21 protein-coding genes and 1 pseudogene are annotated in these 21,476 nt (G+C 71.9%); 14 read left to right on the forward strand and 8 right to left on the reverse strand.

Annotated features, from left to right (window positions below):
- Positions 1 to 707: 707 nt before the first annotated feature.
- The 6 genes and pseudogenes from ACQ0O7_RS40070 to ACQ0O7_RS40095 all read left to right on the forward strand — a co-directional run.
- Positions 708 to 1,226 (forward strand): annotated as a pseudogene (locus tag ACQ0O7_RS40070) (SDR family NAD(P)-dependent oxidoreductase); the annotation flags it as partial.
- Between the two features lie 201 nt (positions 1,227 to 1,427).
- Positions 1,428 to 2,738, forward strand: coding sequence for a thioesterase domain-containing protein (locus ACQ0O7_RS40075; protein ID WP_430790834.1), 1,311 nt, complete (start codon positions 1,428 to 1,430; stop codon positions 2,736 to 2,738).
- A complete protein-coding gene (locus tag ACQ0O7_RS40080; protein ID WP_430790765.1) occupies positions 2,735 to 3,622 on the forward strand; it encodes a 3-hydroxyacyl-CoA dehydrogenase family protein in 888 nt (295 codons plus the stop codon). The genes ACQ0O7_RS40075 and ACQ0O7_RS40080 overlap by 4 nt, the downstream gene beginning before the upstream one ends.
- Positions 3,622 to 3,900, forward strand: a complete 279-nt coding sequence (locus ACQ0O7_RS40085; protein ID WP_430790767.1) for an acyl carrier protein — start codon at positions 3,622 to 3,624, stop codon at positions 3,898 to 3,900. The genes ACQ0O7_RS40080 and ACQ0O7_RS40085 overlap by 1 nt, the downstream gene beginning before the upstream one ends.
- Positions 3,897 to 5,021, forward strand: a complete 1,125-nt coding sequence (locus ACQ0O7_RS40090; protein ID WP_430790769.1) for an acyl-CoA dehydrogenase family protein — start codon at positions 3,897 to 3,899, stop codon at positions 5,019 to 5,021. The genes ACQ0O7_RS40085 and ACQ0O7_RS40090 overlap by 4 nt, the downstream gene beginning before the upstream one ends.
- 10 nt (positions 5,022 to 5,031) lie before the next feature.
- Positions 5,032 to 6,138, forward strand: a complete 1,107-nt coding sequence (locus ACQ0O7_RS40095) for an HAD-IIIC family phosphatase (protein WP_430790771.1) — start codon at positions 5,032 to 5,034, stop codon at positions 6,136 to 6,138.
- Here the strand turns inward: ACQ0O7_RS40095 and ACQ0O7_RS40100 are convergent.
- Complete coding sequence (locus tag ACQ0O7_RS40100; protein ID WP_430790773.1) at positions 6,108 to 6,749, reverse strand: response regulator; 642 nt, start codon at positions 6,747 to 6,749, stop codon at positions 6,108 to 6,110. The genes ACQ0O7_RS40095 and ACQ0O7_RS40100 overlap by 31 nt on opposite strands.
- Before the next feature lie 168 nt (positions 6,750 to 6,917).
- On the opposite strand from ACQ0O7_RS40100, the gene ACQ0O7_RS40105 reads away from it, so the two are divergent.
- Positions 6,918 to 7,688: a thioesterase II family protein gene (locus ACQ0O7_RS40105; protein ID WP_430790775.1), complete on the forward strand. Its 771-nt coding sequence runs from the start codon at positions 6,918 to 6,920 to the stop codon at positions 7,686 to 7,688.
- Between the two features lie 85 nt (positions 7,689 to 7,773).
- On the opposite strand, the gene ACQ0O7_RS40110 is transcribed toward ACQ0O7_RS40105, so the two are convergent.
- Positions 7,774 to 8,004 (reverse strand): DUF5988 family protein, encoded by a 231-nt coding sequence (locus tag ACQ0O7_RS40110; RefSeq protein ID WP_430790777.1) that lies wholly within the window; start codon positions 8,002 to 8,004, stop codon positions 7,774 to 7,776.
- A gap of 296 nt (positions 8,005 to 8,300) precedes the next feature.
- Here ACQ0O7_RS40110 and ACQ0O7_RS40115 point away from each other — a divergent pair, with 296 nt between their 5' ends.
- The 4 genes from ACQ0O7_RS40115 to ACQ0O7_RS40130 all read left to right on the forward strand — a co-directional run bounded on the left by ACQ0O7_RS40115 (position 8,301) and on the right by ACQ0O7_RS40130 (position 11,759).
- Complete coding sequence (locus ACQ0O7_RS40115; RefSeq protein WP_430790779.1) at positions 8,301 to 8,642, forward strand: hypothetical protein; 342 nt, start codon at positions 8,301 to 8,303, stop codon at positions 8,640 to 8,642.
- 118 nt (positions 8,643 to 8,760) lie between these two features.
- On the forward strand, positions 8,761 to 9,006 hold the full coding sequence (locus ACQ0O7_RS40120) for a phosphopantetheine-binding protein (protein WP_430790781.1): 246 nt from the start codon (positions 8,761 to 8,763) through the stop codon (positions 9,004 to 9,006).
- Between the two features lie 3 nt (positions 9,007 to 9,009).
- Positions 9,010 to 10,542, forward strand: coding sequence for an AMP-binding protein (locus tag ACQ0O7_RS40125; protein WP_430790783.1), 1,533 nt, complete (start codon positions 9,010 to 9,012; stop codon positions 10,540 to 10,542).
- The gene (locus tag ACQ0O7_RS40130) at positions 10,536 to 11,759 is read left to right on the forward strand and encodes a type III PLP-dependent enzyme (RefSeq protein ID WP_430790785.1); all 1,224 of its coding nucleotides are present in this window, start codon (positions 10,536 to 10,538) and stop codon (positions 11,757 to 11,759) included. The genes ACQ0O7_RS40125 and ACQ0O7_RS40130 overlap by 7 nt, the downstream gene beginning before the upstream one ends.
- Positions 11,760 to 11,772: 13 nt before the next feature.
- Here the strand turns inward: ACQ0O7_RS40130 and ACQ0O7_RS40135 are convergent, their stop codons facing one another.
- Both ACQ0O7_RS40135 and ACQ0O7_RS40140 read right to left on the reverse strand, forming a co-directional pair.
- A complete protein-coding gene (locus ACQ0O7_RS40135; RefSeq protein ID WP_430790787.1) occupies positions 11,773 to 12,849 on the reverse strand; it encodes a PQQ-dependent sugar dehydrogenase in 1,077 nt (358 codons plus the stop codon).
- A gap of 63 nt (positions 12,850 to 12,912) precedes the next feature.
- The gene (locus tag ACQ0O7_RS40140) at positions 12,913 to 13,221 is read right to left on the reverse strand and encodes a hypothetical protein (RefSeq protein WP_430790789.1); all 309 of its coding nucleotides are present in this window, start codon (positions 13,219 to 13,221) and stop codon (positions 12,913 to 12,915) included.
- A 79-nt stretch (positions 13,222 to 13,300) separates the two neighbouring features.
- Between ACQ0O7_RS40140 and ACQ0O7_RS40145 the strand changes: the two genes are divergently transcribed.
- Positions 13,301 to 14,251 carry an ornithine cyclodeaminase family protein gene (locus ACQ0O7_RS40145; protein ID WP_430790791.1) on the forward strand — a complete coding sequence of 317 codons (951 nt, stop codon included), beginning with the start codon at positions 13,301 to 13,303 and terminating at the stop codon, positions 14,249 to 14,251.
- On the opposite strand, the gene ACQ0O7_RS40150 is transcribed toward ACQ0O7_RS40145, so the two are convergent.
- From ACQ0O7_RS40150 to ACQ0O7_RS40160, 3 genes are read right to left on the reverse strand one after another with little or no spacing between them, the layout of a single operon-like run.
- Positions 14,241 to 14,909, reverse strand: a complete 669-nt coding sequence (locus ACQ0O7_RS40150; protein ID WP_430790793.1) for a hypothetical protein — start codon at positions 14,907 to 14,909, stop codon at positions 14,241 to 14,243. The two genes, ACQ0O7_RS40145 and ACQ0O7_RS40150, sit on opposite strands and share 11 nt — an antisense overlap.
- A complete protein-coding gene (locus ACQ0O7_RS40155; RefSeq protein WP_430790795.1) occupies positions 14,906 to 15,850 on the reverse strand; it encodes a tetratricopeptide repeat protein in 945 nt (314 codons plus the stop codon). The genes ACQ0O7_RS40150 and ACQ0O7_RS40155 overlap by 4 nt, the downstream gene beginning before the upstream one ends.
- Positions 15,847 to 18,954 carry a WD40 repeat domain-containing serine/threonine protein kinase gene (locus tag ACQ0O7_RS40160; RefSeq protein WP_430790797.1) on the reverse strand — a complete coding sequence of 1,036 codons (3,108 nt, stop codon included), beginning with the start codon at positions 18,952 to 18,954 and terminating at the stop codon, positions 15,847 to 15,849. The genes ACQ0O7_RS40155 and ACQ0O7_RS40160 overlap by 4 nt, the downstream gene beginning before the upstream one ends.
- 36 nt (positions 18,955 to 18,990) lie before the next feature.
- Between ACQ0O7_RS40160 and ACQ0O7_RS40165 the strand changes: the two genes are divergently transcribed.
- Together ACQ0O7_RS40165 and ACQ0O7_RS40170 are read left to right on the forward strand one after the other, a co-directional pair.
- A complete protein-coding gene (locus tag ACQ0O7_RS40165; protein ID WP_430790799.1) occupies positions 18,991 to 19,611 on the forward strand; it encodes a DUF7019 family protein in 621 nt (206 codons plus the stop codon).
- Entirely contained in the window at positions 19,612 to 20,736 is a 1,125-nt protein-coding gene (locus ACQ0O7_RS40170) for a protein kinase domain-containing protein (RefSeq protein WP_430790801.1), read from the forward strand.
- 428 nt (positions 20,737 to 21,164) lie between these two features.
- Here ACQ0O7_RS40170 and ACQ0O7_RS40175 read toward each other — a convergent pair whose 3' ends face one another.
- On the reverse strand, positions 21,165 to 21,404 hold the full coding sequence (locus ACQ0O7_RS40175) for a hypothetical protein (RefSeq protein WP_430790803.1): 240 nt from the start codon (positions 21,402 to 21,404) through the stop codon (positions 21,165 to 21,167).
- Positions 21,405 to 21,476: the final 72 nt, after the last annotated feature.

Below are 21,476 nucleotides of genomic sequence, written 5' to 3' on the forward strand. Positions count from 1 at the left end.
TTTGGCCGGAGTATGCGGTGGTGGGTGGGGTTGAGGGGTGGCGTTATGGGGTTGGTTGGGAGTTGTTGGGTGGGGTGTCGGGTGGTGGGTTGTCGGGTGTGTGGTTGGTGGTGTGTTCGGGGTCGGGTGTGGGTTTGGCGGGTGAGGTGGGTCGTGTGTTGGGTGGTTGTGGGGTTGAGGTGAGGGTGGTTGAGGTGTCGGGTGTGGTTGATCGGGGTGTGTTGGCGGGTGTGGTGGGTGGGGTTGGTGGTTTGGGTGGGGTGGTGTCGTTGTTGGGTTTGGATGAGGTGGGTGTGGCGGGTTGTGAGTGGGTTGCGGGTGGGTTGGTGGGTGTGGCGGGTGTGGTGCAGGCGGTGGTGGATGTGGGGTTGGAGGTTCCGGTGTGGGTGGTGACGCGGGGTGGGGTTGCGGTGTCGGGTGGTGAGGTGCCGAGTGTGGTGGGTGCTCAGGTGTGGGCGTTGGGGCAGGTGGTGGGGTTGGAGTTGCCGGGTGTGTGGGGTGGGTTGGTGGATGTTCCGGTGGGTTGTGAGGTTTTGGATGAGGGGTTGGGTGGGGGTTTGGTGGGGGTTTTGGGTGGTGGGTTTGGTGGTGAGGATCAGGTGGCGTTGCGGTCGTCGGGGGTGTTCGGTCGGCGGTTGGTGCGGGCGGATCGGGGTGTGTCGGGTGGTGGGGTGTCGGGTGGTTTTGTGCCGGGTGGTGCGGTGTTGGTGACGGGTGGGACGGGTTTGATCGGTGGGTGTGCGGCGCGGTTGTTCGCGGGGCGTGGGGTGTCGCGGGTGGTGTTGGTGTCGCGGTCGGGTCCGGGTGCGGTGGGTGTGGCGGGGTTGGTGGCGGAGTTGGCGTTGTCGGGTGTGGTGGTGGATGTGGTGTCGGTGGATGTGGTGGTGCGGTCTGAGGTGGGGGGTTTGTTGGATTGGGTGGAGGGGTCGGGGGTGGGTGTGTCGGCGGTGGTGCATTCGGCGGGTGTGGAGCATGGGGTGCCGGTGGTGGGTTTGTCGGTGGGGGAGTTGGCGGCGGCGTTGGAGGTGAAGGTGGTGGGGGCGGTGAATTTGCATGAGGTGACGGTGGAGCGTGGTGTGGTGTTGGACGCGTTTGTGGTGTTTTCGTCGGGGGCTGCGGTGTGGGGTTCTGGGGTGTTGGGGGGTTATGCGGCGGCGAATGCGGCGTTGGAGGCGTTGGTGGCGGGTCGTCGTGGGGTGGGTTTGGTGGGGACGGCGGTGGCGTGGGGTTTGTGGGGTGGTGGGGGGATGGGTGCTGGTGAGGGTGGTGAGTGGGTGGCTGGTTCGGGGGTGCGGGCGATGGTTCCGGAGCGGGCTGTTGAGGGTTTGGGTGTGGCGTTGGATGAGGGGTTGGGGCATTTGGTGGTGGCGGATGTTGATTGGGATCGGTTTGTGGCGACGTATATGTTGCATCGGCCGAGTCGGTTGTTGTCGTTGTTGCCGGAGGCGGTGGCGGCGCAGCAGACCGACACCACACCGGACACCTCCTACACCAGCCCGGAGACCACGGCGCTGCGTGGCCGGCTCACCTCGGCCCCGTCCGTCCTCGAACAGGAGTCGATCCTGCTGGAGGTGGTCCGCGAGCATGCCGCCGCCGTCCTCGGCTACGCCGGCCCGGCCGAGGTCCAGCCCGACGTGACATTCCTCGAACAGGGCTTCAACTCGCTGTCCGCCGTGGAGGTCCGCAACCGGCTCGCCCGGGTCACCGGCCTCAGCCTTCCCGGTGCGCTGGTGTTCCAGCACCCCACCCCGGCCGAAGCCGCCGCCCACCTGCGGGAACGCCTCACCGAGGACACCGCCGGAGCGGTCCGGGTCGCCCGCCGGTTCGCCCTCGCCGCACCCGACGGGGAACGTGGCGAACCGGTCGCCGCGGAGTCCCTGACACCGCTGTACGAGCGGGCCCACCGGGCCGGCCGGGGCGCGGACGCGATGCGGATGATCACCGGGCTGGCCGCGTTCCGCCCGTCCTTCACCGATCCGGCCGAGCTGACCGCCGCCGCGCCGCTGGTGCCGATCAGCAGGGGCCCGGACGGTGCGGCCGGCCCGATGCTGATCTGCCTGCCGTCGTTCGGCGCGTCCGCCGACGCCCAGGAGTTCGCCCGGCTGGCGCACGCCCTCCACGGCGCACGGCGGATCGTGGCGGCCACCGTCCCGGGATACGTGCCGGGCGAGCCGCTGGCCGCGGGGCCCTGCGCACTGCTGGACCTCTACACCCGCACCGTCCTGGCCGCCGTCGAGGCGGAGACCGGGACCGGTCCGTACGTGCTGGTCGGCTATTCGTCCGGCGGGCTGACCGCGCACGCGCTCGCCGTCCGCCTGACCGCCCGGGGCCGCCCGCCGGCGGGCCTGGTCCTGATCGACACCTTCCAGCCCGACCGGGCCGGCGTCCCCGACGAACTGCTCGCCGGGCTGCCCGCCGCGGTGCTCGCCAACAACGGCGACACCACCGACGCGTACGGCATCGGCGGCGATGACTGGCTGACCGCCTTCGCGCACTACTACGCCTTCGACTGGCGCGACCACCTGCCGCACGCCGGGGAACTGCCGACCCTGCTGATCCGCCACGACGGGGCACCGGACCACACCCGGGCACCCTGGCCGCTCTCCGGCGACGTCACACCGCGGACCGTGCCGGGCGACCACTTCTCGATGATCGGGTCACACGCCGACACCACCGCCCGGGCCGTCGAGGCCTGGCTGGCCGAGCATCTCAGCCCCCAAGGAGGGCAGGACCGATGACCGACACACCGAACGGCCGGGCCACGCCGTACCGTCTCGCCGTCGTCGGCGCCGGCGTCATGGGCACCAACATCGCCGTGCTCGCGCTCGGCCACGGCATCGACGTCACGCTCGTCGACGTCGACGACGAGATCCTGACCGCGGCCCACCGGACGATCCGGCACAAGCACAAACACGCCCAGCTGCTCGACGCCCTGCCGGCCGGCCGCGAACCGGGCACCCTGTCCACCACCACCGCGCTCACCGCCGTCGGCGGCGCCACCGCCGTCATCGAGGCCGTGGTGGAGGTCGCCGACGTCAAACGCACCGTGCTGACCGAGGCGTCCGCCCTGGTGCCGCCGGGCACCCCGCTGATCTCCAACACCTCCTGCGTCCCGGTGGACGAGATGGCCGGCTGGGTCCGGCGCGCCGACGAACTGGTCGGTGTGCACTTCATGAACCCCTCCTACCTGATCAGGATGGTGGAGGTGATCCGGGGCACGGCGACCAGCGACGCCACCATGACGTCGGTCCACGGCCTGCTCGGCGCCCTGAACCGCGAGGCGCTGGTGGTCAACGACGCGCCCGGCTTCGTCATCAACCGGCTGCTGCACCCGCTGATCAACCGGGCGGCGATGCTCGTGCAGGACGGTGTGGCCTCCGCCGAGGTGGTGGACGGCCTGCTGGAAGGCTGCCTCGGGCACACCACCGGGCCACTGCGAACCGCCGACCTGATCGGCATCGACAACCTCGTCGACTCGCTGCGAGTGCTGCACGAACGGACCGGCGACCCGGAGTGCGCCCCCGCTGAGCTGATGGTGCGCAAGGTCCGCGACGGGCATCTCGGCCGCAAATCGGGCCGCGGCTTCTACGACTACGAATCCGTGACGGAAAGGCAGATCTGATGACCCTGGTGAACGCCGACGGCTCGGCGGTCGAGAAGGAGCTGACCGCGTTCCTGGCCGGGCGGACCGGCACCGAACCCACCGCCGAACAGGACCTCTTCGGTACGGGGGTGATCTCCTCGATGTTCGCCCTGGAACTGGTGGTGCACCTCGAGGACGAGTACGACATCGAGATCGTCGGACCCGACCTGTCCCGGCAGAACTTCACCAGCGTACGGGCCATGGCGGCGATGGTCCTGCGGCTCCGTGCGCCCGGGGCCGGGAGCCCAGGCGCATGACGGCCGCCACCGCCACGATCGACACGGCCGCGATCGACGCCCTCGTCGGCGACGGCCCGGCCACCTGGGACGCCACCGGGCGCATCCCGCTCGACCTGCTGCGCGGGCTCGGCGCCTCCGGGGTGCTGGCCGCCGAGGTCCCCACCCGGTTCGGCGGCCCGGGCGCCGGCCGGCTCGTCAACGGTGAACTGACCGCGCACGTGGGCGCCCGGTGCAGCTCGCTGCGCAGCATCATGACCGTGCAGGGCATCGCCGCCACCACCGTGCTGCGCTTCGGCGACCGGGATCAGCGCCGGCACTATCTCGGGCGGCTCACCGGCGGGGACCTCGCCTGCGTGGCCTTCAGCGAGCCCGGCGCCGGCTCCGACCTCGGCGGCATCGCCACCCGGGTGCGGCCGGCCGGTGCCGGAACCGGGGACCTGCTGATCTCCGGCGAGAAGTCCTGGATCACCGGCGCCGTGTACGCCGATCACATCCTCGTCTTCGGACGGTTCGGCGACGGCCCCGACGGTGCCGTGGCGGTGGTCCCGGCGGACGCACCCGGCGTGCACGTGGAACCGGTCCGCGACCCGCTGGGCTGCCGCGCCGCCACCCACAGCCGGGTGGTCCTCGACGACGTCCGGCTCCCGGCCGAGGCGATCCTGGGCGGTGGCGGGCAGGCACTGCAGCTGCTCTTCACCGTCGCCCTGTCGTACGGCCGGATGTCCGTCGCCTGGGGGTGTGCCGGCATCCTGCGAGCCTGCCTGGCCGCCGCCACCGCCGACGCCCGCACCCGCGAGCAGAACGGCGCCCGCATCGGCGACCACCAGCTGATCGCCCGGCACCTCGCCGAGATCTACACCGCGGAACGGATCGCCACCCAGGTCTGCCGGCACGCCGTGGACCGGTGGGACGCCGGTGCGCCGGACGCCGCCGTGACAGCCGTCCTGGCCAAGCAGGTCGCCGCCACCCACGCCGCCCGCGGCGCGTCGGCGGCCGTGCAGGTGCTCGCCTCGCGCGGGTTCACCGACGGTCACGTGGTGGCCCGTGCCTACCGCGACGCCAAGGCCATGGAACTCATCGAGGGCAGCACCGAGATCTCCCAGCTGATCCTGGCCAGGCACGCCCTCGACACCATCTAAGGAGCGACAGGTGCCCGAAGCGCCCACCGTCATCAAGTGCCTGATCTGGGACCTCGACAACACCCTGTGGCGGGGAACCCTGCTGGAGGATCCCGAGGTCGCCCTGCCGGAGGAGATCCGCCGTACCATCGCCGAACTCGACAGCCGGGGCATCCTGCAAGCCGTGGCCAGCAAGAACGACCACGACCACGCCTGGCAGCGACTGCGCGACCTCGGCATCGCCGAGTACTTCGTGCTGGCCGAGATCGGCTGGCACCCCAAGTCCCAGTCGGTCAAGGCGATCGCGGACCGGCTGAACTTCGCGATGTCCACGATCGCCTTCATCGACGACCAGCCGGCCGAGCAGGCCGAGGTCGCCTACCACCACCCGGAGGTCCGCTGCTACCCGGCGGAGCGTGCCACGGCGCTCGCCGGCCTGCCCGAGTTCAGCCCGGTGGTCACCAGTGACGCCCGCCGCCGCCGGGAGATGTACCACGCCGGGTTCCGGCGGACCGCCGAACGCGAACGCTTCACCGGCCCGGACGAGGCGTTCCTGCGCTCCCTCGACCTCGTCATGGAGATCCAGCGCGCCGACGACGCCGACCTGGCCCGCCTCGAGGAACTCACCCTGCGGACCAGCCAGATGAACGCCACCGGCGTGCACTACTCCGGATCCGACCTGAGCGCCCTGCTCGCCGACCCCGGCCATGACGTGCTCGCGGTCAGTCTCACCGACCGGTTCGGCCCGCACGGCGCGGTCGGTGTGCTGCTGATCGGCTACCACGAGCGGGTATGGCACCTGAAGCTGCTGGCCACCTCGTGCCGGGTGGTCTCCTTCGGGGCGGGCTCGGTCCTGCTCGACCGGCTCATCGACGCGGCCGCCGCGGCGGGTGTCCACCTGGCCGCCGACTTCCGGCCCACCGACCGTAACCGGATCATGGAGATCGCCTACCGCTTCGCCGGGTTCACCGGCGACGCGTGCGACTGCCTGGCCGCGCTGCCCGGCGCCGGCGCCGATCGCCACGGCATCGAGTTCCGGCACCTGGTGGCCGAGCGCCGCCCCGCTCCCACCACCATGCGCGTCACCGCGCCCGCCCTCGGCCCGGGTCAGGGCCGGCCGAGAATGCCCTTGTCGTAGCCGGTCGCCACGGCGGCGGCCCGGTCCCGGACACCCAGGTTGGTGTAGATGTGCGTCAGATGGGTCTTCACCGTCGCCTCGCTGATGAACAGCTTCGCCGCGATCTCCCGGTTGGACATGCCCCGGGCGACCAGCACGAGAACCTCGCGCTCCCGGTCCGACAGCAGCTTGTCGGCCGGCGCCACCGGCGCGCGGACCGCGTTGAACAGCCGGGACGCGACGGCCGACGACAGTATGGTCCGGCCCTCGGCCGCGGCCCGCACGGCGGCCAGCAACTCCTCGACGGTGGCGTCCTTGAGCAGATAGCCGGTGGCCCCGGCCTCGATGGCGGGGAACGTGTCGACGTCGGTGTCGTAGGTGGTGAGCACCAGGATCCGGGCCCGCGCACGGCGGCGCGTCAGCTCGGCGATCGCCTCGGCGCCGCCACCGCCGGGCATCCGCAGATCCATCAGGACGACGTCGGGATCGAGGCGGTGGACCGACTCCACCGCCTCCGGCCCGCTCGACGCCTCCCCGAGGACGGTGAATCCCGGGGTGGAGTCGAACATGCCGCGGAGTCCGTTTCGGACGATCGGGTGGTCATCGACGAGCAGCAGCGTTATCTCAGTCATGGCCCGCCAACAATACGCCAGTGGCGCGGGTGGATTCATCCGTCGTAGTAGGGGCGGGCACGGGGTGCGGGCCGATAATCGGGCCGGATAGCGTCGAATGGGTGGAACATCCATTCCGTGGATGTGTCTCCGACGGGTGATCCCACGACCTCTCACCAAGGGACGGAAATGTCGCAGAGTCAACGCACCGACAAATGGTTTCAGGCATTCGGCGCCCCGCACGGCCGGGGACCGCGGCTGTTGTGCCTGCCGCACGCCGGTGGCTCCTCCTCGTTCTACCGTCCCCTCGCGATCCCGATCGGTGACGCCGCCGAGGTGTTCGCCGTGCAGTACCCCGGGCGGCAGGAGCGGCGCTTCGAGCCACCGCTGACCGACCTGCGTGAGCTGGCCCGCCTGATCCACGCCGAACTCGGGCCGTGGAACGACCGGCCGCTCGTGCTGTTCGGGCACAGCATGGGAGCGGTCATCGCGTACGAGATCGCCCGCCGCCTGGAGAACGACGGCGCCCCGCCGCTCGGCCTGATCGTCTCCGGCCGCCGCGCGCCGTCGATCGCCGGTGGCGAGAACGTGCACCAGCGCGGTGACCAGGCCATCCTCGCTGAACTCCGCCATCTCAGCGGCACCGCGGCGGCCCTGCTCGACGACGAGGGGGTGGTCCAGATGATCCTGCCGTCGCTGCGTGCCGACTACCGGGCGATCGAGACGTACCGGCACCGGCCCGGCACCGAGCCGACCTGCCCGATCACCGTCCTGACCGGCGACGCCGACCCCCGGGCCCCGCTCGCCGAGGTCCGCGCCTGGAGCCGGCACACCACCGGGGCCTTCGACCTGCGGACCTTCCCGGGCGGCCATTTCTACCTGACCGCGCAGTGGCCGGCGGTGGCCACCGCGGTCCGCGAGGCCGTCGGTGAGTTCACCACACCGGTGTCCCTGGGTTGACCGGGACAGACGGAACCGGCGGCCCCCATCGGGAGCCGCCGGTTCCGGACCGGTCGCGGCGAGCGGGGGCTGCCGGCGACGACCGTCATTCCGCGATGCGTGTTCTCCTGGTCCAGTAGAGCGGCACGGGCGATTCCGTCGCGGACGTCTCACCGCGGCGCTCGAAATGCTCGTAGCCGCCGTAGTAGGGGATCTTGACCTTGTACTCCTCGGGTCGCATGTGCTGGGACCGGAGTTCTTCAGGAAGATCAGCCGGACCACCGATCAACTGGACGGCAACGGTGCCGTCAAGGTCATTCTCGGAATATGTGGTCATCGTCGTTCCCTCCGACTGGCAGGACGAGAACTACCTCGCAGTGAATATCTTCACCGGCCGCCGGCGGGACATGAACCCGTAACGTACCCCTATTGTTCGAAATGCGTTTCGGGCCCCCCGGAATGTGTGCCCCGCCGACTGACCGATCCGATCAACTGATCGGCGGATCCGGGAAATCAACCACCACCCGGCGTGATGATCCTGACCTGCGAATTCTCGGCCGGCTCCACCCGTACGTCCGATGTGGACGTTGTCGGTCCCTGTCTCGCGCCACCTGATTTTGCGAGGATGAGCCCATGTCAAACCAAGACACCCGTCGCCCCCGGCAGTTCCTGTCCTACCGTTCGACCGGCTCGATCCTGAGCGCCTACTCCAAGGACTCGGTCCTGTCGGTCGCCTCCGTCGGGTCGATCCTGTCCATCCTGTCGATCGGCTCGATCGCCTCGGTAGCCTCCGTCGCCTCGATCGGCTCGGTGCTGTCGATCGGCTCCCTGCTGACCTTCCTGGCGATCGGCGCGATGGTGGCGGCGAAGGTGACCGGTTCCTACCTGGCCGCCGCCGTCGCGGTGGTGGCCGTCCTCGTCATCCTGGCCCTGGTCCGGGCCGCCCGGCGAGCGCGGCCCGGCGGCCCACGCTGACGTGCCGACCGGAACGAGAGGGGTCCGTAGGGGTATTACCGGCCCGGCGCGCTGACGGACAGTTTCTCCGGTACGCGCCGGACCGGCTCCGGCGACCTGCTGGTCGAGAGGACCCGTCATGGACCCGCAGTTCGAGCAGATCCTGCGCAGTCACCTGCCCTTCCTGCCCGCCGGCGACCCGCTCGACGCCGGCGCCGATCTGGTCGGTCTCGGGCTCGACTCCCTCGGCATCGTCCAGCTGCTGACCGCCCTGGAGAGCGAGTACCAGGTGGCCTTCGTCGACGACGCGCTGAGCCGGGAGACGTTCGAGACACCCGGATCGCTCTGGACAGTGCTCAGCAAGCTGCGTTCCATCGACGCCTGACCGGTGAGCGCCCTGCACGACCGGTTCCTGCGCGGACTGGCCACCGCCCCCGACCGGCCGGCCATCACACTCGGCGAACGGTCGATCAGCTACGCCGAAGCCCACGAGACGGCCCTGACCTGGGCCGGCACCCTGCTCGACCGGTCGCCGGAACCGCCGCGCTCGATCGGTGTGCTGGCGCACAAGAGCGAGCAGGCGTACGTGGGTGTGCTCGCCGCCCTCTACGCCGGCGCCACCGTGGTGCCGGTGCACCCGGACCATCCGCCGGCACGGGTCCGGCGGGCCCTCGCGGCGGCCGGCGTCACCGCGATGATCGCCGACGAGCACGGCGCGGCACTCCTGCCCGATCTGCCGGCCGGCGGCCTGCCGGTACTCGGCCCCGGCCACCTGGCCGCACGCCCGGACCGGGCGCTGGCCGCACCCCGGCCCGCGACCCCCGACGACGTCGCCTACCTGCTGTTCACCTCCGGCTCCACCGGGACACCCAAAGGCGTTCCGGTACGGCACGGCATGGCCGCCCACTACTTCGCCCTGATCGACGCCCGGTACGACTTCCACCCCGAAGACGTCTTCTCGCAGACCTTCGACCTCACCTTCGACTGCGCCATGTTCGACATGTTCTGCGCGTGGGGCAACGGTGCCGCCATCGTGCCGATCCCACTGGCCGGCTACCGGGCGCTGCCGCGGTTCGCCGCCGAACACCGGCTCAGCGTGTGGTTCTCCGTGCCCAGCGCGATCGGCGTGCTGCGCTCCGCCGGCGCACTGGTGCCCGGTGCGCTGCCCGGCCTGCGCTGGAGCCTCTTCGCCGGCGAGGCGCTGCGCCTGGCCGACGCCATCGACTGGGCCGCCGCCGCACCCGCCTCGGCGGTGGAGAACCTGTACGGCCCCACCGAGGCCACCGTCACCATCGCCGGGCACCGGCTGTCACCCGCGTCCACCGCCCGCGGCGTGAACGGATCCGTGCCGATCGGCCCGGTGCATGACGGGCACGACACGCTGCTGCTCGGCCCGGACGGTGAACCGGTGACCGTAGCCGGCGGCGCGCACCACACCGACGGCGAGCTGGCCGTCGCCGGCCCGCAGGTCTGCACCGGATACCTCGACCCGCGCCACGACGAGGGCCGTTTCACCGAGCACGGCGGGCGGCGCTACTACCGCACCGGCGACCGGGTACGGCGCTGGCCCGACGGCGAACTCACCTATCTGGGCCGGGCCGACGACCAGGTGCAGATCGGCGGCTGGCGGGTCGAACTGGCCGAGGTCGGCGCGGCGATGGACGGCTGCCCCGGGGTCACCGGCGCGGTCGCCGTCGCACCCGCGGTGGACGGCGAACCCCGGCTGTTTGTCTACTACACCGGCGAACCGTCGCCGCCCGCCCGGATCGCCCGGCACCTGCGGGAATCGCTGCCCGTCGGCCTGGTCCCGAAGTTCTACCGGCACCTCGGCGCGCTGCCCCTGAACAGCAACGGCAAGGTCGACCGCCGGGCGCTCACCGCCCGGGCCTCCGCCGAGCTGACCCGGGAGGATCGATGCTGAACCCCGAAGAGCTGGTCGACGCGTACGGCTCACCGCTCTACGTCTACGACCTCGACCGCCTCCGGGCCGCCCGCCGTGACCTGCGCGATGCCCTGCCGGACGGGTTCACCACCTACTACTCGCTCAAGGCCAACCCGCACCCGCTGATCGGCGCCACCCTCCGGGCCGAGGGCTGCCGGGCCGAGGTGTGCTCGACCGGGGAACTGCTGTCCGCGCTGGAAGCGGGCTTCCCGGCGGGCGAGATCCTCTACGGCGGACCGGGCAAGACCACCGCCGAGATCGACCTGGCGATCGGGCGGGGCGTCCGGACCTTCTCCGCCGAATCACCCGCCGACCTGACCCGGGTCGGCGACTCGGCCCGCCGGCACGGCGTGACCGCGGACTGCCTGCTGCGGATCAACGGCTCCGCCCCGGCAGCCACCACCAGCATCCGGATGACCGGTACCCCGTCGCAGTTCGGCATCGACGAGGAGACCCTGCCGCAGGTGATGGACGGGCTGCTGGACACCCCCGGCACGCGAGTCGTGGGACTGCACTTCTATCCGCTCAGCAACGCCCGAGACGAGGACAGCCTGATCGCCGAGGCCACCCAGAGCATCGCGGTGGCCGCCGCGATCCGCGACACCCACCGGGTGCCGATCGAGGTGCTGGACATCGGCGGCGGGTTCGCCGCACCGTACTCGGTGCCGGGGCGGCGGCCGTACTACCGGAAACTGCGAGGCGAGCTGGAACGCGCACTGGACCTGCACTTCCCGGCCTGGCGCACCGGCCACCCCCGGCTCGCCGTGGAGACCGGGCGGTACCTGACCGGCGACTGCGGCGAACTGCTCACCACGATCACCACCGTCAAACACAGCCGAGGCCGGCGGTTCGCCGTCCTGGACGCCGGCATCAACACGCTGGGCGGCATGGCCGGGCTGGGCCGGCTGCTGCCGCTCGCGGTGCGCGTCGACGGCGTGCCGGATGGCACCGCCACCCTGACCGGCCCGCTGTGCACCCCGGGCGACCTGCTCGGCCGGGAGGTCGAGGTGCCGGCGCTGGCCGAGGGCACGATCCTGCGCATCCCCAACGTCGGCGGGTACGGCCTGACCGCCAGCCTGATCGGATTCCTCGGCCGCCCCAACCCGGCCGAGGTGTTCCTCACCGGCGGCCGGGTGACGGCGGCGACCCGGCTCGAACTGACCCGCGTCCCGCTCACCCCACCACCGGCACCGTAGAACCGTCCGTTCCTCACCCGACGGGCAGGCGCAGGATCCGGTCGTCGCCGTCCCGGACGTCGCCCCGGCCGTCGGTGTTGGACGTGGTGATCCAGAGGGTGCCGTCGGGGGCGGCCTCGACCGTGCGCAGGCGGCCGTACTCGCCGGTCAGAGTGGCCGTCGGGGTGCCCAGGCGGTCGCCCTCGATCGGCGCCGACCACAGGCGCTCACCCCGCAGCGCCGCCACATGGACGGTGTCGCCGATGATCGCCATGCCGGACGGCGACGCCTCGTCGGTCGTCCAGGTGAGCAGCGGATTCGTGAAACGCCCGCCGTCGGTGCCGCCGTCGCCCTCCACCTCCAGCCAGCCGTAGTTGGCGCCCGGACGGATCAGGTTGACCTCGTCGAGTTCGTTCTGGCCGAACTCGGTGGCGAACAGGCGGTCCTCGCCGTCCCAGGCCAGGCCCTGCACGTTGCGGTGGCCCAGGCTGTAGACCGGCGAACCCGCGACCGGATTGCCGGGAGCCGGATCGCCGTCCGGGGTCAGGCGCAGGATCTTGCCGTTCGGGCTGTCCGGGTCCTGTGAACTCTCGGTGTCTCCGGCGTCCCCGGTGCCCACATACAGCATGCCGTCCGGGCCGAACGCGATCCGGCCGCCGTTGTGCACCCCCGCCTTGGCGATCCCGTCGAACACCACCTGCTGGTCACCGCCGTCCAGACGGAACCGGACGATGCGATTGTCGGATTCGGCGGTGAGGTACGCGTACACCAGTCGATCGTCGGGGAAAGCTGGAGAGACGGCCAACCCGAGCAGACCGCCCTCGCCGGACGCGGAGACCCCCTCGACCGTCCGGACCTCCGCCGGATCGCCGCCACCGGCCGGCAGGCGCAGGACCTTGCCGGAGTCGCGTTCGGCGACCAGCGCGTCGCCGCCGGGCAGGAAGGCCAGGCCCCACGGTACGTCCAGGCCGGTCGCCACATCCTGCAAGGCACCCGCCGGTGGGCCGCCGGCCGATGGGCTGCCGGCCGGTGAGGTGCCGGCGGCGTCACCGCCACCACCGCAACCGGCCAGGAACAGGACCAGCAGTGCCGTCGTGGCGGTGTAACGCATGTGACTCCTCAGTCGCGGGGCCGTCATCACATCAGACGGCACCGAAAGACGACCGAAGGAGGGTCAGCTCGTCGCGCGCGGCAGCTCCGCGCGAGCCACGGTCAGCCGCACCGCGTCGGTGACGTCGCCGATCTGCTCGCCGGAGACGTAGACGTCGTTGGACAGCGCGCCGGTGCCGTCGACACGGAGATATCCGGTGCCCATCAGCACCTCCGCCACCCCGGCCACGGCGTCCGGGCGGACATCGGTACCGGGCGCCTGGACGGCACTCACCGTGCCGACATCGTGCCCGGCGGAGTCCACCACGCTCATCCCGACCCGCGCGGCGAACGAACTCTCAGTGACGGTCCCGAACTGATCGATAGGCTGCATGGATCAAGGATTTCCCCGCTCACGCCACCCCAAACAGCCGCCGTACGTAGGTGATCATGGCGGATGCGAGGATCTGCCCATGAGCGCTGCCATTCCACTGATCGGTGGGGACGAGATCCGCCGGGTGCTCGCGGCCGGGGACGCCGTCGAGGTGATCGGGGCGGCTCTGCGGGGTGGGCTCGACCCCGGGGCCGATCCGGGGCGGGTCGTCGTCGGCACCGCGCACGGGCAGCTGCTGTTGATGCCTGCTTCCGGGGCCGAGCACGCCGGAGTGAAGATCGTCAGTGTGGCTCCGGGGAACGCCGGGCTCGGGCTGCCCCGGATCCAGGGTCACTACCTGCTGTTCGACGCGGTCACGTTGAGTCCGGTCGCGCTGCTCGACGGGGTGGCGCTGACCACGCTGCGGACGCCCGCCGTCTCGGTCGCCGCCGTGCTGCCGTGGCTGACCGTGAGGGCCGGGCCGTTGCGGGTCGTCGTGTTCGGGACCGGGCCCCAAGGGCTGGCACACGTGGAGACGATCGACGCGGTGGTGGGCGGTGGGCGTACACAATCGGACGTCGTTTTCGTCTCGCGCAGACCGGAAGAGGCCCGCGTCGCCGGTCACCGGGTGGTCCGGGCCGGCGGCGGCGAAGCCGATGACGCGCTGGCCGCGGCGGACGTGGTGGTGTGCGCGACCACCGCCCGCACCCCGCTGTTCGACTCCGCGCTGCTCGGCGACCGGGCGGTGGTCATCGCGGTCGGCAGCCACGAACCGGACGCCCGCGAGGTCGACGGGGCGCTGCTCGGGCGGGCGCACGTGATCGTCGAGGACGTGGACACCGCGCTGCGGGAGGCGGGTGACGTGGTGCTCGCCCTCGCCGAAGGACACCTCACCGCGGACCGGCTGATCCCGATGCGCCGGGCCGTCACCGACCCGGAGCTGATCACTTCCGGTCGGCCGGTGCTGTTCAAGTCGACCGGCATGGCCTGGGAGGATCTGGTCGTCGCGGCAGCGGTGCACGAGCGGGCCGGGACAACCGTCACCGCATGAGACGCCGCCCGGTGGCCACCATCCGGTTCATCGACGCATCGTCACCGGGGCCGGGCCCGGTGAGAGTCAGCGCTCCGGTGATCGGCACGTTCTCGAAGAGGCCCCCGCCGAACTCCATCAGGCTGCCGGACAGCCCTTCCCGGAACGCCTCCAGCCGCCGCCGCCACGTGTAGCCGCGGTATCGGGCGGTGAGTTCGGCGCGGCCCCGGCCGGTCCAGCAGTCGTCCACGGTGACCAGGCCGTACTGGCTGGGATCGGTGATGAATCTCAGCGTCTCGTTGATCGCCGCCGTGGCCATCGTGATCATGCTCCGGAATTCGGTGATCGTCGCCGCGTCGGCGTTCCGCGCCGGGATGGATCCACTGGCCAGCTGTTTCTCCACCAGCAGCCATTCGCCGGGGTCGAGCAGTGTGGACGGCCCCGGCCCGCCGAAGAACGTGTCCCAGGTGGTGCCGAACCGCGGAACGTCCAGCGGCAGGCCGAACGGCGCCGGCCACGGTTTCGCGCACTGCGGGCAGGGCCCGTCGTGCCAGAGCATCGGCCGCCCGTCCGGTGCGGTGGCGGCCGACGGCCCGGGTGGCGTGCCGGCGCCGCACCCACACGGGTTCAAACCCACATAGACCTCGGACTCGATCACGGTACGGGCGATCCGCGTCATTGTTCCCTCCGCATGCTTCGGGCGATCCGGTCGGCGATCACGGCTTCGTCGGGACGGCCCAGGGTGCGCAGCGCGGCCGCCCGGTTGCTGTGCAGCTCCGGCGTGTCGACACCGCGCTGCTGCAGGAAGTCCAGCAGTTCCAGAGCATCGCCGGCGCGCCCGAGGTCGAGTAGGGCGGCGGCCTTCAGCAGGGACGCCTTGACCTGATCGCCGGGAGTCGGGTGCTCGGCGTTCATCAGCTCGGAGATCCGGGGCTCGTCGAATCCGGCCGCCGCCATCTCCCGGGCGGCGACGTCCGCCTCGGCGATCAGCGCCTCGGCGGCGGCCAGGGCGTCCCCGGGACGGCCGAGCCGGATCTGGGCCACGATCCGGTTGAGCCGCGCCGGGACCCGGAAGCCACGCAGCGCGATCACCCGGTCCAGGGTGCGGACCGCCTGCTCCAGCTGTCCGCCGCCGAGCTGCAGGGTGCCGAGCCGGAAGAGTGCGTCGGCGTGCTCCGGTTCGACGGTCAGCACCCGGGCGTACGCCGCGGCGGCCTCCTCCGGGCGGCCGAGCTGTTCCAGGAGGAAGCCGCGGAAGAGGTGCGCCTCGGGATAGCCCGGCCGCAATGCCACTGCTTCGTCGAAGGCGGCCAGGGCCGCGGCCGGGCGATCCGACTCGTACAGACTCCGGCCCCGGCGGTGCGCTTCGACCGCGGGGTGCGGCCGGTCCCGGGGGAGCCGCTCGTACTCGGCCCAGCCGACCAGGGCTGTGCCGCACACCGGACAGGCCGCCGCCTTCCCCCGGCACCGGTCACAGTAGGCCGCCTCACACGCCGGGCACATGGTGAAGTCGGTCGCCCAGCCCTCCGGATCGGCCCGCGCGGTCGGGTTCCCACCGGGCACCCGGGAGACGGAGATCAGCCGGGCACACCCGTCGCCCTTGCACACCAGCACCGTCATGGCTGCACCTCCGGAAACTCGACATCCCAGTTCAGCTCCCACAGCCGGTCGCCGATCACCGCGTACCGGGGATCGCCGGTCATCAGCAGTGACTCCCCGGTGCCCAGCGAGCACACGGCCGTGCCGTCGCGCAGGTCCCACATCCGGATCTCCGCGCTGTCCTCGCGGGTCAGCACGAACCGCTCGCCGGCCGGCCGCGCGCTCGTGACGTGCGCGCCGATCGCCCGGACACACCGGCCGGTGCCGAGGTCCCACACCCGCAGTGGCCCGCCACGAGTCATGGTGAGCGCGGTGTGCTCGCCGGCCAGCATCGCCGACCGCCCGATGATCCGGCCGCCGAACTCTCCGGTGTCCACGTGCCAGACCCAGACAGCCCCGCCGCCGTTCTCGGCGAGCAGCGCCACCCGGCCGTCCGCCGACAGGGCGACGGGATCGTCCACCGCACCGCCCGGCCCCTCCCGGATCCGGCCGGTCCACGGATCCAGCACCGACAGCCGCCCGTGCGGCTCGACCAGCAGCAGCACCGTGCCGTCCTCGCTGGGCAGCACCCGGGTCGCGCTGCGGGCCGGCGCCGCCAGCTCCCGCCCGGCCCGCGGATCCCAGAGACGGACGGCGCCGTCCTCGTGCACCGAGACGGCCAGCCGCCCGCCCGCGGCCAGCCGCACCGACCGGGCGAACGGGCCCGGGGCGTCGAGCACGTGCCGGCAGACCCCGTCGGACAGCGTCCACACCCGCAGGGTCCGGTCCGCGCTCGCGGTGACGGCCAGATCCGCGCCGGTGTCGACAGCGACGTCCCGGATCTCGCTGCGATGCTCGTCGAGCACCGTGCGCACCGCCCCGGACCGCATGTCCACGACATCGACCGCCCAGGTCCGGACCAGCACGGCGGTGCCCCCGTCACCGGCCAGCCGGAGTGACTTCGCCGCCTCCCGCGGCAGGTCGCGGACCGGCCAGGCGTCCCGCAGCGCGGTCCGTCGCCCGGACCGGGCCAGCGGCGCCCACCGGTCGAGGATCTCGGCGTCCCGCTCGCGGCCGGGAAGCGACATGGCCGTCCGCAGCAGAGCGGCCGCCGCCGGTGGCGGTGCTGCGGCGGCCTCGTCGAGGAGCCGGCGGACCCGGGCGGCGTCGGAGACCAGCGACTCCGGTGACCGGGGCCGGTCCCGCGCCCAGGGCGCCCGCACCGTCGGGGCGGTCAGGCCCCGCCGCAGCCGGACACTCCCGCCCGCGGTCACCGCCACGTCGCCGTCCGCGCTCAGCGCACCGACCCGGCAGTCGTCGAACACCCGCAGCCGCCGTCCCGCGGTCCGATCCCAGAACTCTCCGCCGGCGGTCAGATCGAATCGGCGAACGACGGCAGAAGCCTCGTCCTCGGCGTCGACCTGAAAACCCCGCTCGGTGTCCCAGCTGAGCACCCTCCGCTGCCCGGACCGGGTCAGACGCAGCACCCGGCCGTCGGCGCTGAACCGCAGCACCCGGTCACCGCGTGGGGCGAACGGCGCCGGGCGCTGCAGCACGTGCCGAACCCGGCCGGAGGCGGTCTCCCACAGGATCAGATCGTTGTCGGCGGACGCCACCGCCAGCAGCGTGCCGTCCGGGCTCAGAACCACCGCGTTCGGCTCCAGGACCGGCTCCAACCGTGCCCGCCGGACCCCCGTCGCGGTGTCCCAGACCTGGTCGGCGCGGGCCACCACCGACCCGTCGGCGCTGATCGCGAGACCCCTGCCCGGCGCGCTGATCCGGCACACCGGGCTCCCGTCGGCCGTCCGCCAGACCCGGACGGTGGAATCCGAGGCGGCCGCCGCGAACCGGCCGTCCGGAGTGATCACCACCGCCGTCGCTCCGCCGTCCAGCGGGTCCAGCGTGAGGTCGTCGCCGTCCCGGGCCCGGCGCAGCGCCGCCAGGAACTCCGGCCGCGCCGTCGAGTCCAGCAGCCGTGCCGCCGCCGGCACGTCACCGCCCTCCAACCGGACCAGACCCCGCAGATGGTCGTCGTCCAGCCGCTCGATCAGGTCACCGTCGGTGATCTCACCGGCCCGCCATTGGTGCAGGCCCAGGTTGAAGGTGGAATGCTGGTGATACGGCACCGCCCGCAGGGCCTCCCGCCAGGACTCCCGTGCCTGCTCCGGGCGGCCCAGGTCCAGCAGGGACAGGGCGTGGTTGTTGAGGCCGTCGGCTCGCAGCCGGGCCGTCGAGGGTTCCGGCCGAGGATAGGGCCGCCCGGTGCCGTCCGCGTAGGCCGCCTTCAAAACCTCGACCACATCATTCATGCGCACCGTACGGCGGGCCGGATCGCGCTCGAAGCAGGCCCCCAACAACGCGGCCACCGCGGCCGGCATCAGCGCGGCCTCCGGGGCCCGTGACAGCCAGCGCTGGAAGACCGCGTCCGCGGCCTGGCCGTGCCCGGTCAGCCGCCGCCCGGCGAACAGTTCCAGCACCGTCAGCGCCCACGACCACACATCGGTGGCCCGGGTCATGACCGCCCGCGAACCGGTGGTGTGCCGGGCCGCGGCCTGCTCCGGCGAACAGTAGGCCTCGGTCAGCCCGCCGTACCCGGCTGCCAGGGTCCCACCCGGCCGGGCCGGACCGGCCTCGGCGGCCAGCTCCCGCGCCCGCGCCAGCCCGAAATCGGTGACCTTGACGACCCCCGCCGACGTGATCATCACGTTGGCCGGCTTGAGATCCTGATGCACCAGCCCGGCGGTGTGCGCGTGCCGCACACCCCACGCGAACTGAATCGCCACATCCAGCAGATTCGCCACCACCGGGCCGTCGCGGAACCGCCGGCCGGCGATCGCGTCGGCCAGGGTGCCGCCGCCGACCCACTCGGCGAACACCAGGGGCACACCCTCATGGCGGCGGACGTACGCGCAAGCCACCGTGTTCGGATGCAGGCCCAGATCCACCCACGACTCGGCCTCCCGCTCGAACCGCGCCCGGCTGGACTCGGTGGCCACCAGATCCGGCCGCGGGGCCTTGACCGCCAGGTCGACCTCCCACCCGAGGTGCCGCACCCGGTAGACGACACCCATGTTGCCGCTGGTGATCACCTGCTCGACCCGGTACGTGTCGAACACGACGTCGCCCGTCCCCCAGCCGTCCGGCATCACGCCACAGTAGACCGGCGATGCGAGAATCGGCCCATGTCCTTCCGCTACTTCATCTACATCAGTGACGCCAAGGTGGAGATGCTGCTCCAGCAGATCGACCCCGGAGCGATGCGCACGCGCAGCACCGAGGTCGGTGTCGACCTGAAGGTGTTCTCCGGCAAGCGCGGTGCCGAGAAGACGGTCGGCGCCGACCGGGTCGCCCGACTCGAACGGGTGGTGCGGTTCCTCACCGACTTCGGCGACCTCGGTGATGTGGAGAACCCCGGTCAGTTCTTCGCCGGCACCCTGCCGTTGAGCTGGGGCCCGATGGTCGGCCTGGACGGGCACCCGATGGTCTATTTCGGGGGCCGCTCCGACAAGACAGTGCTCGGGCTGGGCGGATCCCGGGCCCACATGTTCACCGCACCGGCCGACCCCGGCTCGGATGCCCCGTTGAGCCGCTCCCTTCTTCCGTCGCTGCTGCGGGGGATCACCGCGCCGCAGCCGGGCGACGACGAGGCCACCGTGCTGGCCGCCGTGCACGAGGCCACCACCACCCTGCCCGGACCGGCTCAGCGCATCGAGTTCGTGGCCAAACGCCTCGTGCACGGCACCGGGCCCGGTGGGGAGACGGTGCTGCTCGGCTCCCCGCTCTACCTGGCCATGGCCGACTGAGTGCGCTGGGCGGTCCGGATCACCGTCGACGGCAGGCACGGCCACACCTTCACCGCACCGGCCACCGTGCTCGCCGGCCGGGACCGGGACTGCGACATCAGCCTGCCCGGCCCGACCGCCTCCCGCCGGCACTGCCGGTTCACCGTCGATCCGCCGGACGTGAGCGTGGAAGACCTGAACAGCCGCAACGGCATCCGGGTCGGCGCCTCGACGGGCGGCGTGCACACCCTCCGTGACGGTGACGAGATCCTGGCCGGCGGCAGCAGCCTGCGCGTGGCCGTGACGCCCGCCGACTTCCCCGGATACCGGCTCGGCCCGGAGATCGGCCGCGGCGCCCAGGGCTCCGTCTTCCTGGCCCGCGACCGCACCGACGGCACACCGGTCGCGGTGAAAGTCCTGCACGACGTCAAACCCGAGGGCCGCCTCCGCTTCCTCCGGGAGATGCGGACGGGACGCGCCCTCCAGCACCCGAACGTCGTCCGGTTCCGTGCCGCCCACCAGGACCCGGTGCCGTTCCTGGTCAGCGACTACTGCCCCGGCGGGAGCATCGACCGGTCCGGGGTGCGCCCACCAGCCGCGGCTGTCCGCCTCACCCTGGACGTGCTGGCCGGATTGACATATGCCCACCAGGTCGTCATGCCCGACGTCGACCTGGCGGACGGCACCACCCGCAGCGCCCGCGGCCTGGTGCACCGCGACATCAAACCCCAGAACGTGCTGCTGGCCGACGGCATCGCCCGCATCGGCGACTTCGGCCTGGCGAAGGCCTTCGAGCTGGCCGGACTCTCCGGCCACACCCGGACCGGTGACATGGGCGGCAGCGCTGATTTCCTGCCCAGGTCCCAGGTCCTCGATTACCGCAGTGCCGGCAGCACGGTGGACGTGTGGGCGGCGGCCGCCACCCTGTACTGGATGCTGACGGGCTCCCCGCCCCGCGACTTCCCGCCGGGCGCCGACCCGATCGGGGTGGTCCTCCGGGAACCGTGTGTCCCCATCCGCGACCGGACTCCGGGAATCCCGGCCCCGTTGGCCGAGGCGATCGACCGGGCGGTGGACGACGACAGCGAACTGACCGCCGCCGAACTGGCCGAGTCCCTGCGCACCGCCATGGCAGCCGCGGAATGAGCATTCTCGAAGGCCCGGCGTTCGCTCCGAGCTACCCGTTCGCTGAGTCATCAGGTCACCACCGAGGACGCCGCGTTTCTCGGACCCACCGATCGAGACGAACCGGCCGCAGAGGCCGACGGCCGGGTGAGAGGCTCGACGCCCTCCTGAGGTCCGCGGTCGACGCGGGGCCGTGACGTGATGGTCGCGTTGCTCCACCGTCGTGGGTCCGGCTCCACCGTCGTGGGGCCGGCTCCGCCCTCGTGGGGCCGGCTCCGCCGGAGGCGGCCCCACGACGGTCACTTGAGGACGTGCTTCTTCCAGACGAACCAGTAGATCGTCCCGACGGCACGAATCCCGAACACGACGACCCGAGCGGCAAAATCCTTCACGTGTCACCAACGACCAACCGGCGACTATGGTCACCGCCGCCGATGTGACGCCTGCCGCTACGCCTCGGCGGACCGCGATCGCCGCCGCCGGGCAGCCGCGATCATGAGCACGAGAGCCACGATCCCGGGCCCGCAGTGAACCGCGAGGACACCCGCCAGGCTCGGGCCACCCCAGTCCTCGGCATAGGTGGCCGGATCGGAGAAGTCGATGACGAAGGGTTGCATCGCCGCCCGCCCGACGAAATAGAGACCGATGACATATCCGGAGATGGACAGTGCTTTCTTCGCCTTCCTCAAAGCGGCGTCCCCCGTTCGCGTTCTCGACTGAGGAATGGACGTTACGGCCCAACCGCAACTTCAGGACACCGG

The organism is Actinoplanes sp. G11-F43 (genome assembly GCF_050589265.1).
Lineage (GTDB): Bacteria > Actinomycetota > Actinomycetes > Mycobacteriales > Micromonosporaceae > Actinoplanes.

Bases quoted from the DNA above. Each gene is read 5' to 3' on its own strand.
- ACQ0O7_RS40080 (WP_430790765.1), top strand. From the start codon at position 2,735: ATGACCGACACACCGAACGGCCGGGCCACGCCGTACCGTCTCGCCGTC.
- ACQ0O7_RS40085 (WP_430790767.1), top strand. From the start codon at position 3,622: ATGACCCTGGTGAACGCCGACGGCTCGGCGGTCGAGAAGGAGCTGACC.
- ACQ0O7_RS40090 (WP_430790769.1), top strand. From the start codon at position 3,897: ATGACGGCCGCCACCGCCACGATCGACACGGCCGCGATCGACGCCCTC.
- ACQ0O7_RS40100 (WP_430790773.1), bottom strand. From the start codon at position 6,749: ATGACTGAGATAACGCTGCTGCTCGTCGATGACCACCCGATCGTCCGA.
- ACQ0O7_RS40105 (WP_430790775.1), top strand. From the start codon at position 6,918: ATGTCGCAGAGTCAACGCACCGACAAATGGTTTCAGGCATTCGGCGCC.
- ACQ0O7_RS40110 (WP_430790777.1), bottom strand. From the start codon at position 8,004: ATGACCACATATTCCGAGAATGACCTTGACGGCACCGTTGCCGTCCAG.
- ACQ0O7_RS40115 (WP_430790779.1), top strand. From the start codon at position 8,301: ATGTCAAACCAAGACACCCGTCGCCCCCGGCAGTTCCTGTCCTACCGT.
- ACQ0O7_RS40120 (WP_430790781.1), top strand. From the start codon at position 8,761: ATGGACCCGCAGTTCGAGCAGATCCTGCGCAGTCACCTGCCCTTCCTG.
- ACQ0O7_RS40130 (WP_430790785.1), top strand. From the start codon at position 10,536: ATGCTGAACCCCGAAGAGCTGGTCGACGCGTACGGCTCACCGCTCTAC.
- ACQ0O7_RS40135 (WP_430790787.1), bottom strand. From the start codon at position 12,849: ATGCGTTACACCGCCACGACGGCACTGCTGGTCCTGTTCCTGGCCGGT.
- ACQ0O7_RS40140 (WP_430790789.1), bottom strand. From the start codon at position 13,221: ATGCAGCCTATCGATCAGTTCGGGACCGTCACTGAGAGTTCGTTCGCC.
- ACQ0O7_RS40145 (WP_430790791.1), top strand. From the start codon at position 13,301: ATGAGCGCTGCCATTCCACTGATCGGTGGGGACGAGATCCGCCGGGTG.
- ACQ0O7_RS40150 (WP_430790793.1), bottom strand. From the start codon at position 14,909: ATGACGCGGATCGCCCGTACCGTGATCGAGTCCGAGGTCTATGTGGGT.
- ACQ0O7_RS40155 (WP_430790795.1), bottom strand. From the start codon at position 15,850: ATGACGGTGCTGGTGTGCAAGGGCGACGGGTGTGCCCGGCTGATCTCC.
- ACQ0O7_RS40160 (WP_430790797.1), bottom strand. From the start codon at position 18,954: ATGCCGGACGGCTGGGGGACGGGCGACGTCGTGTTCGACACGTACCGG.
- ACQ0O7_RS40165 (WP_430790799.1), top strand. From the start codon at position 18,991: ATGTCCTTCCGCTACTTCATCTACATCAGTGACGCCAAGGTGGAGATG.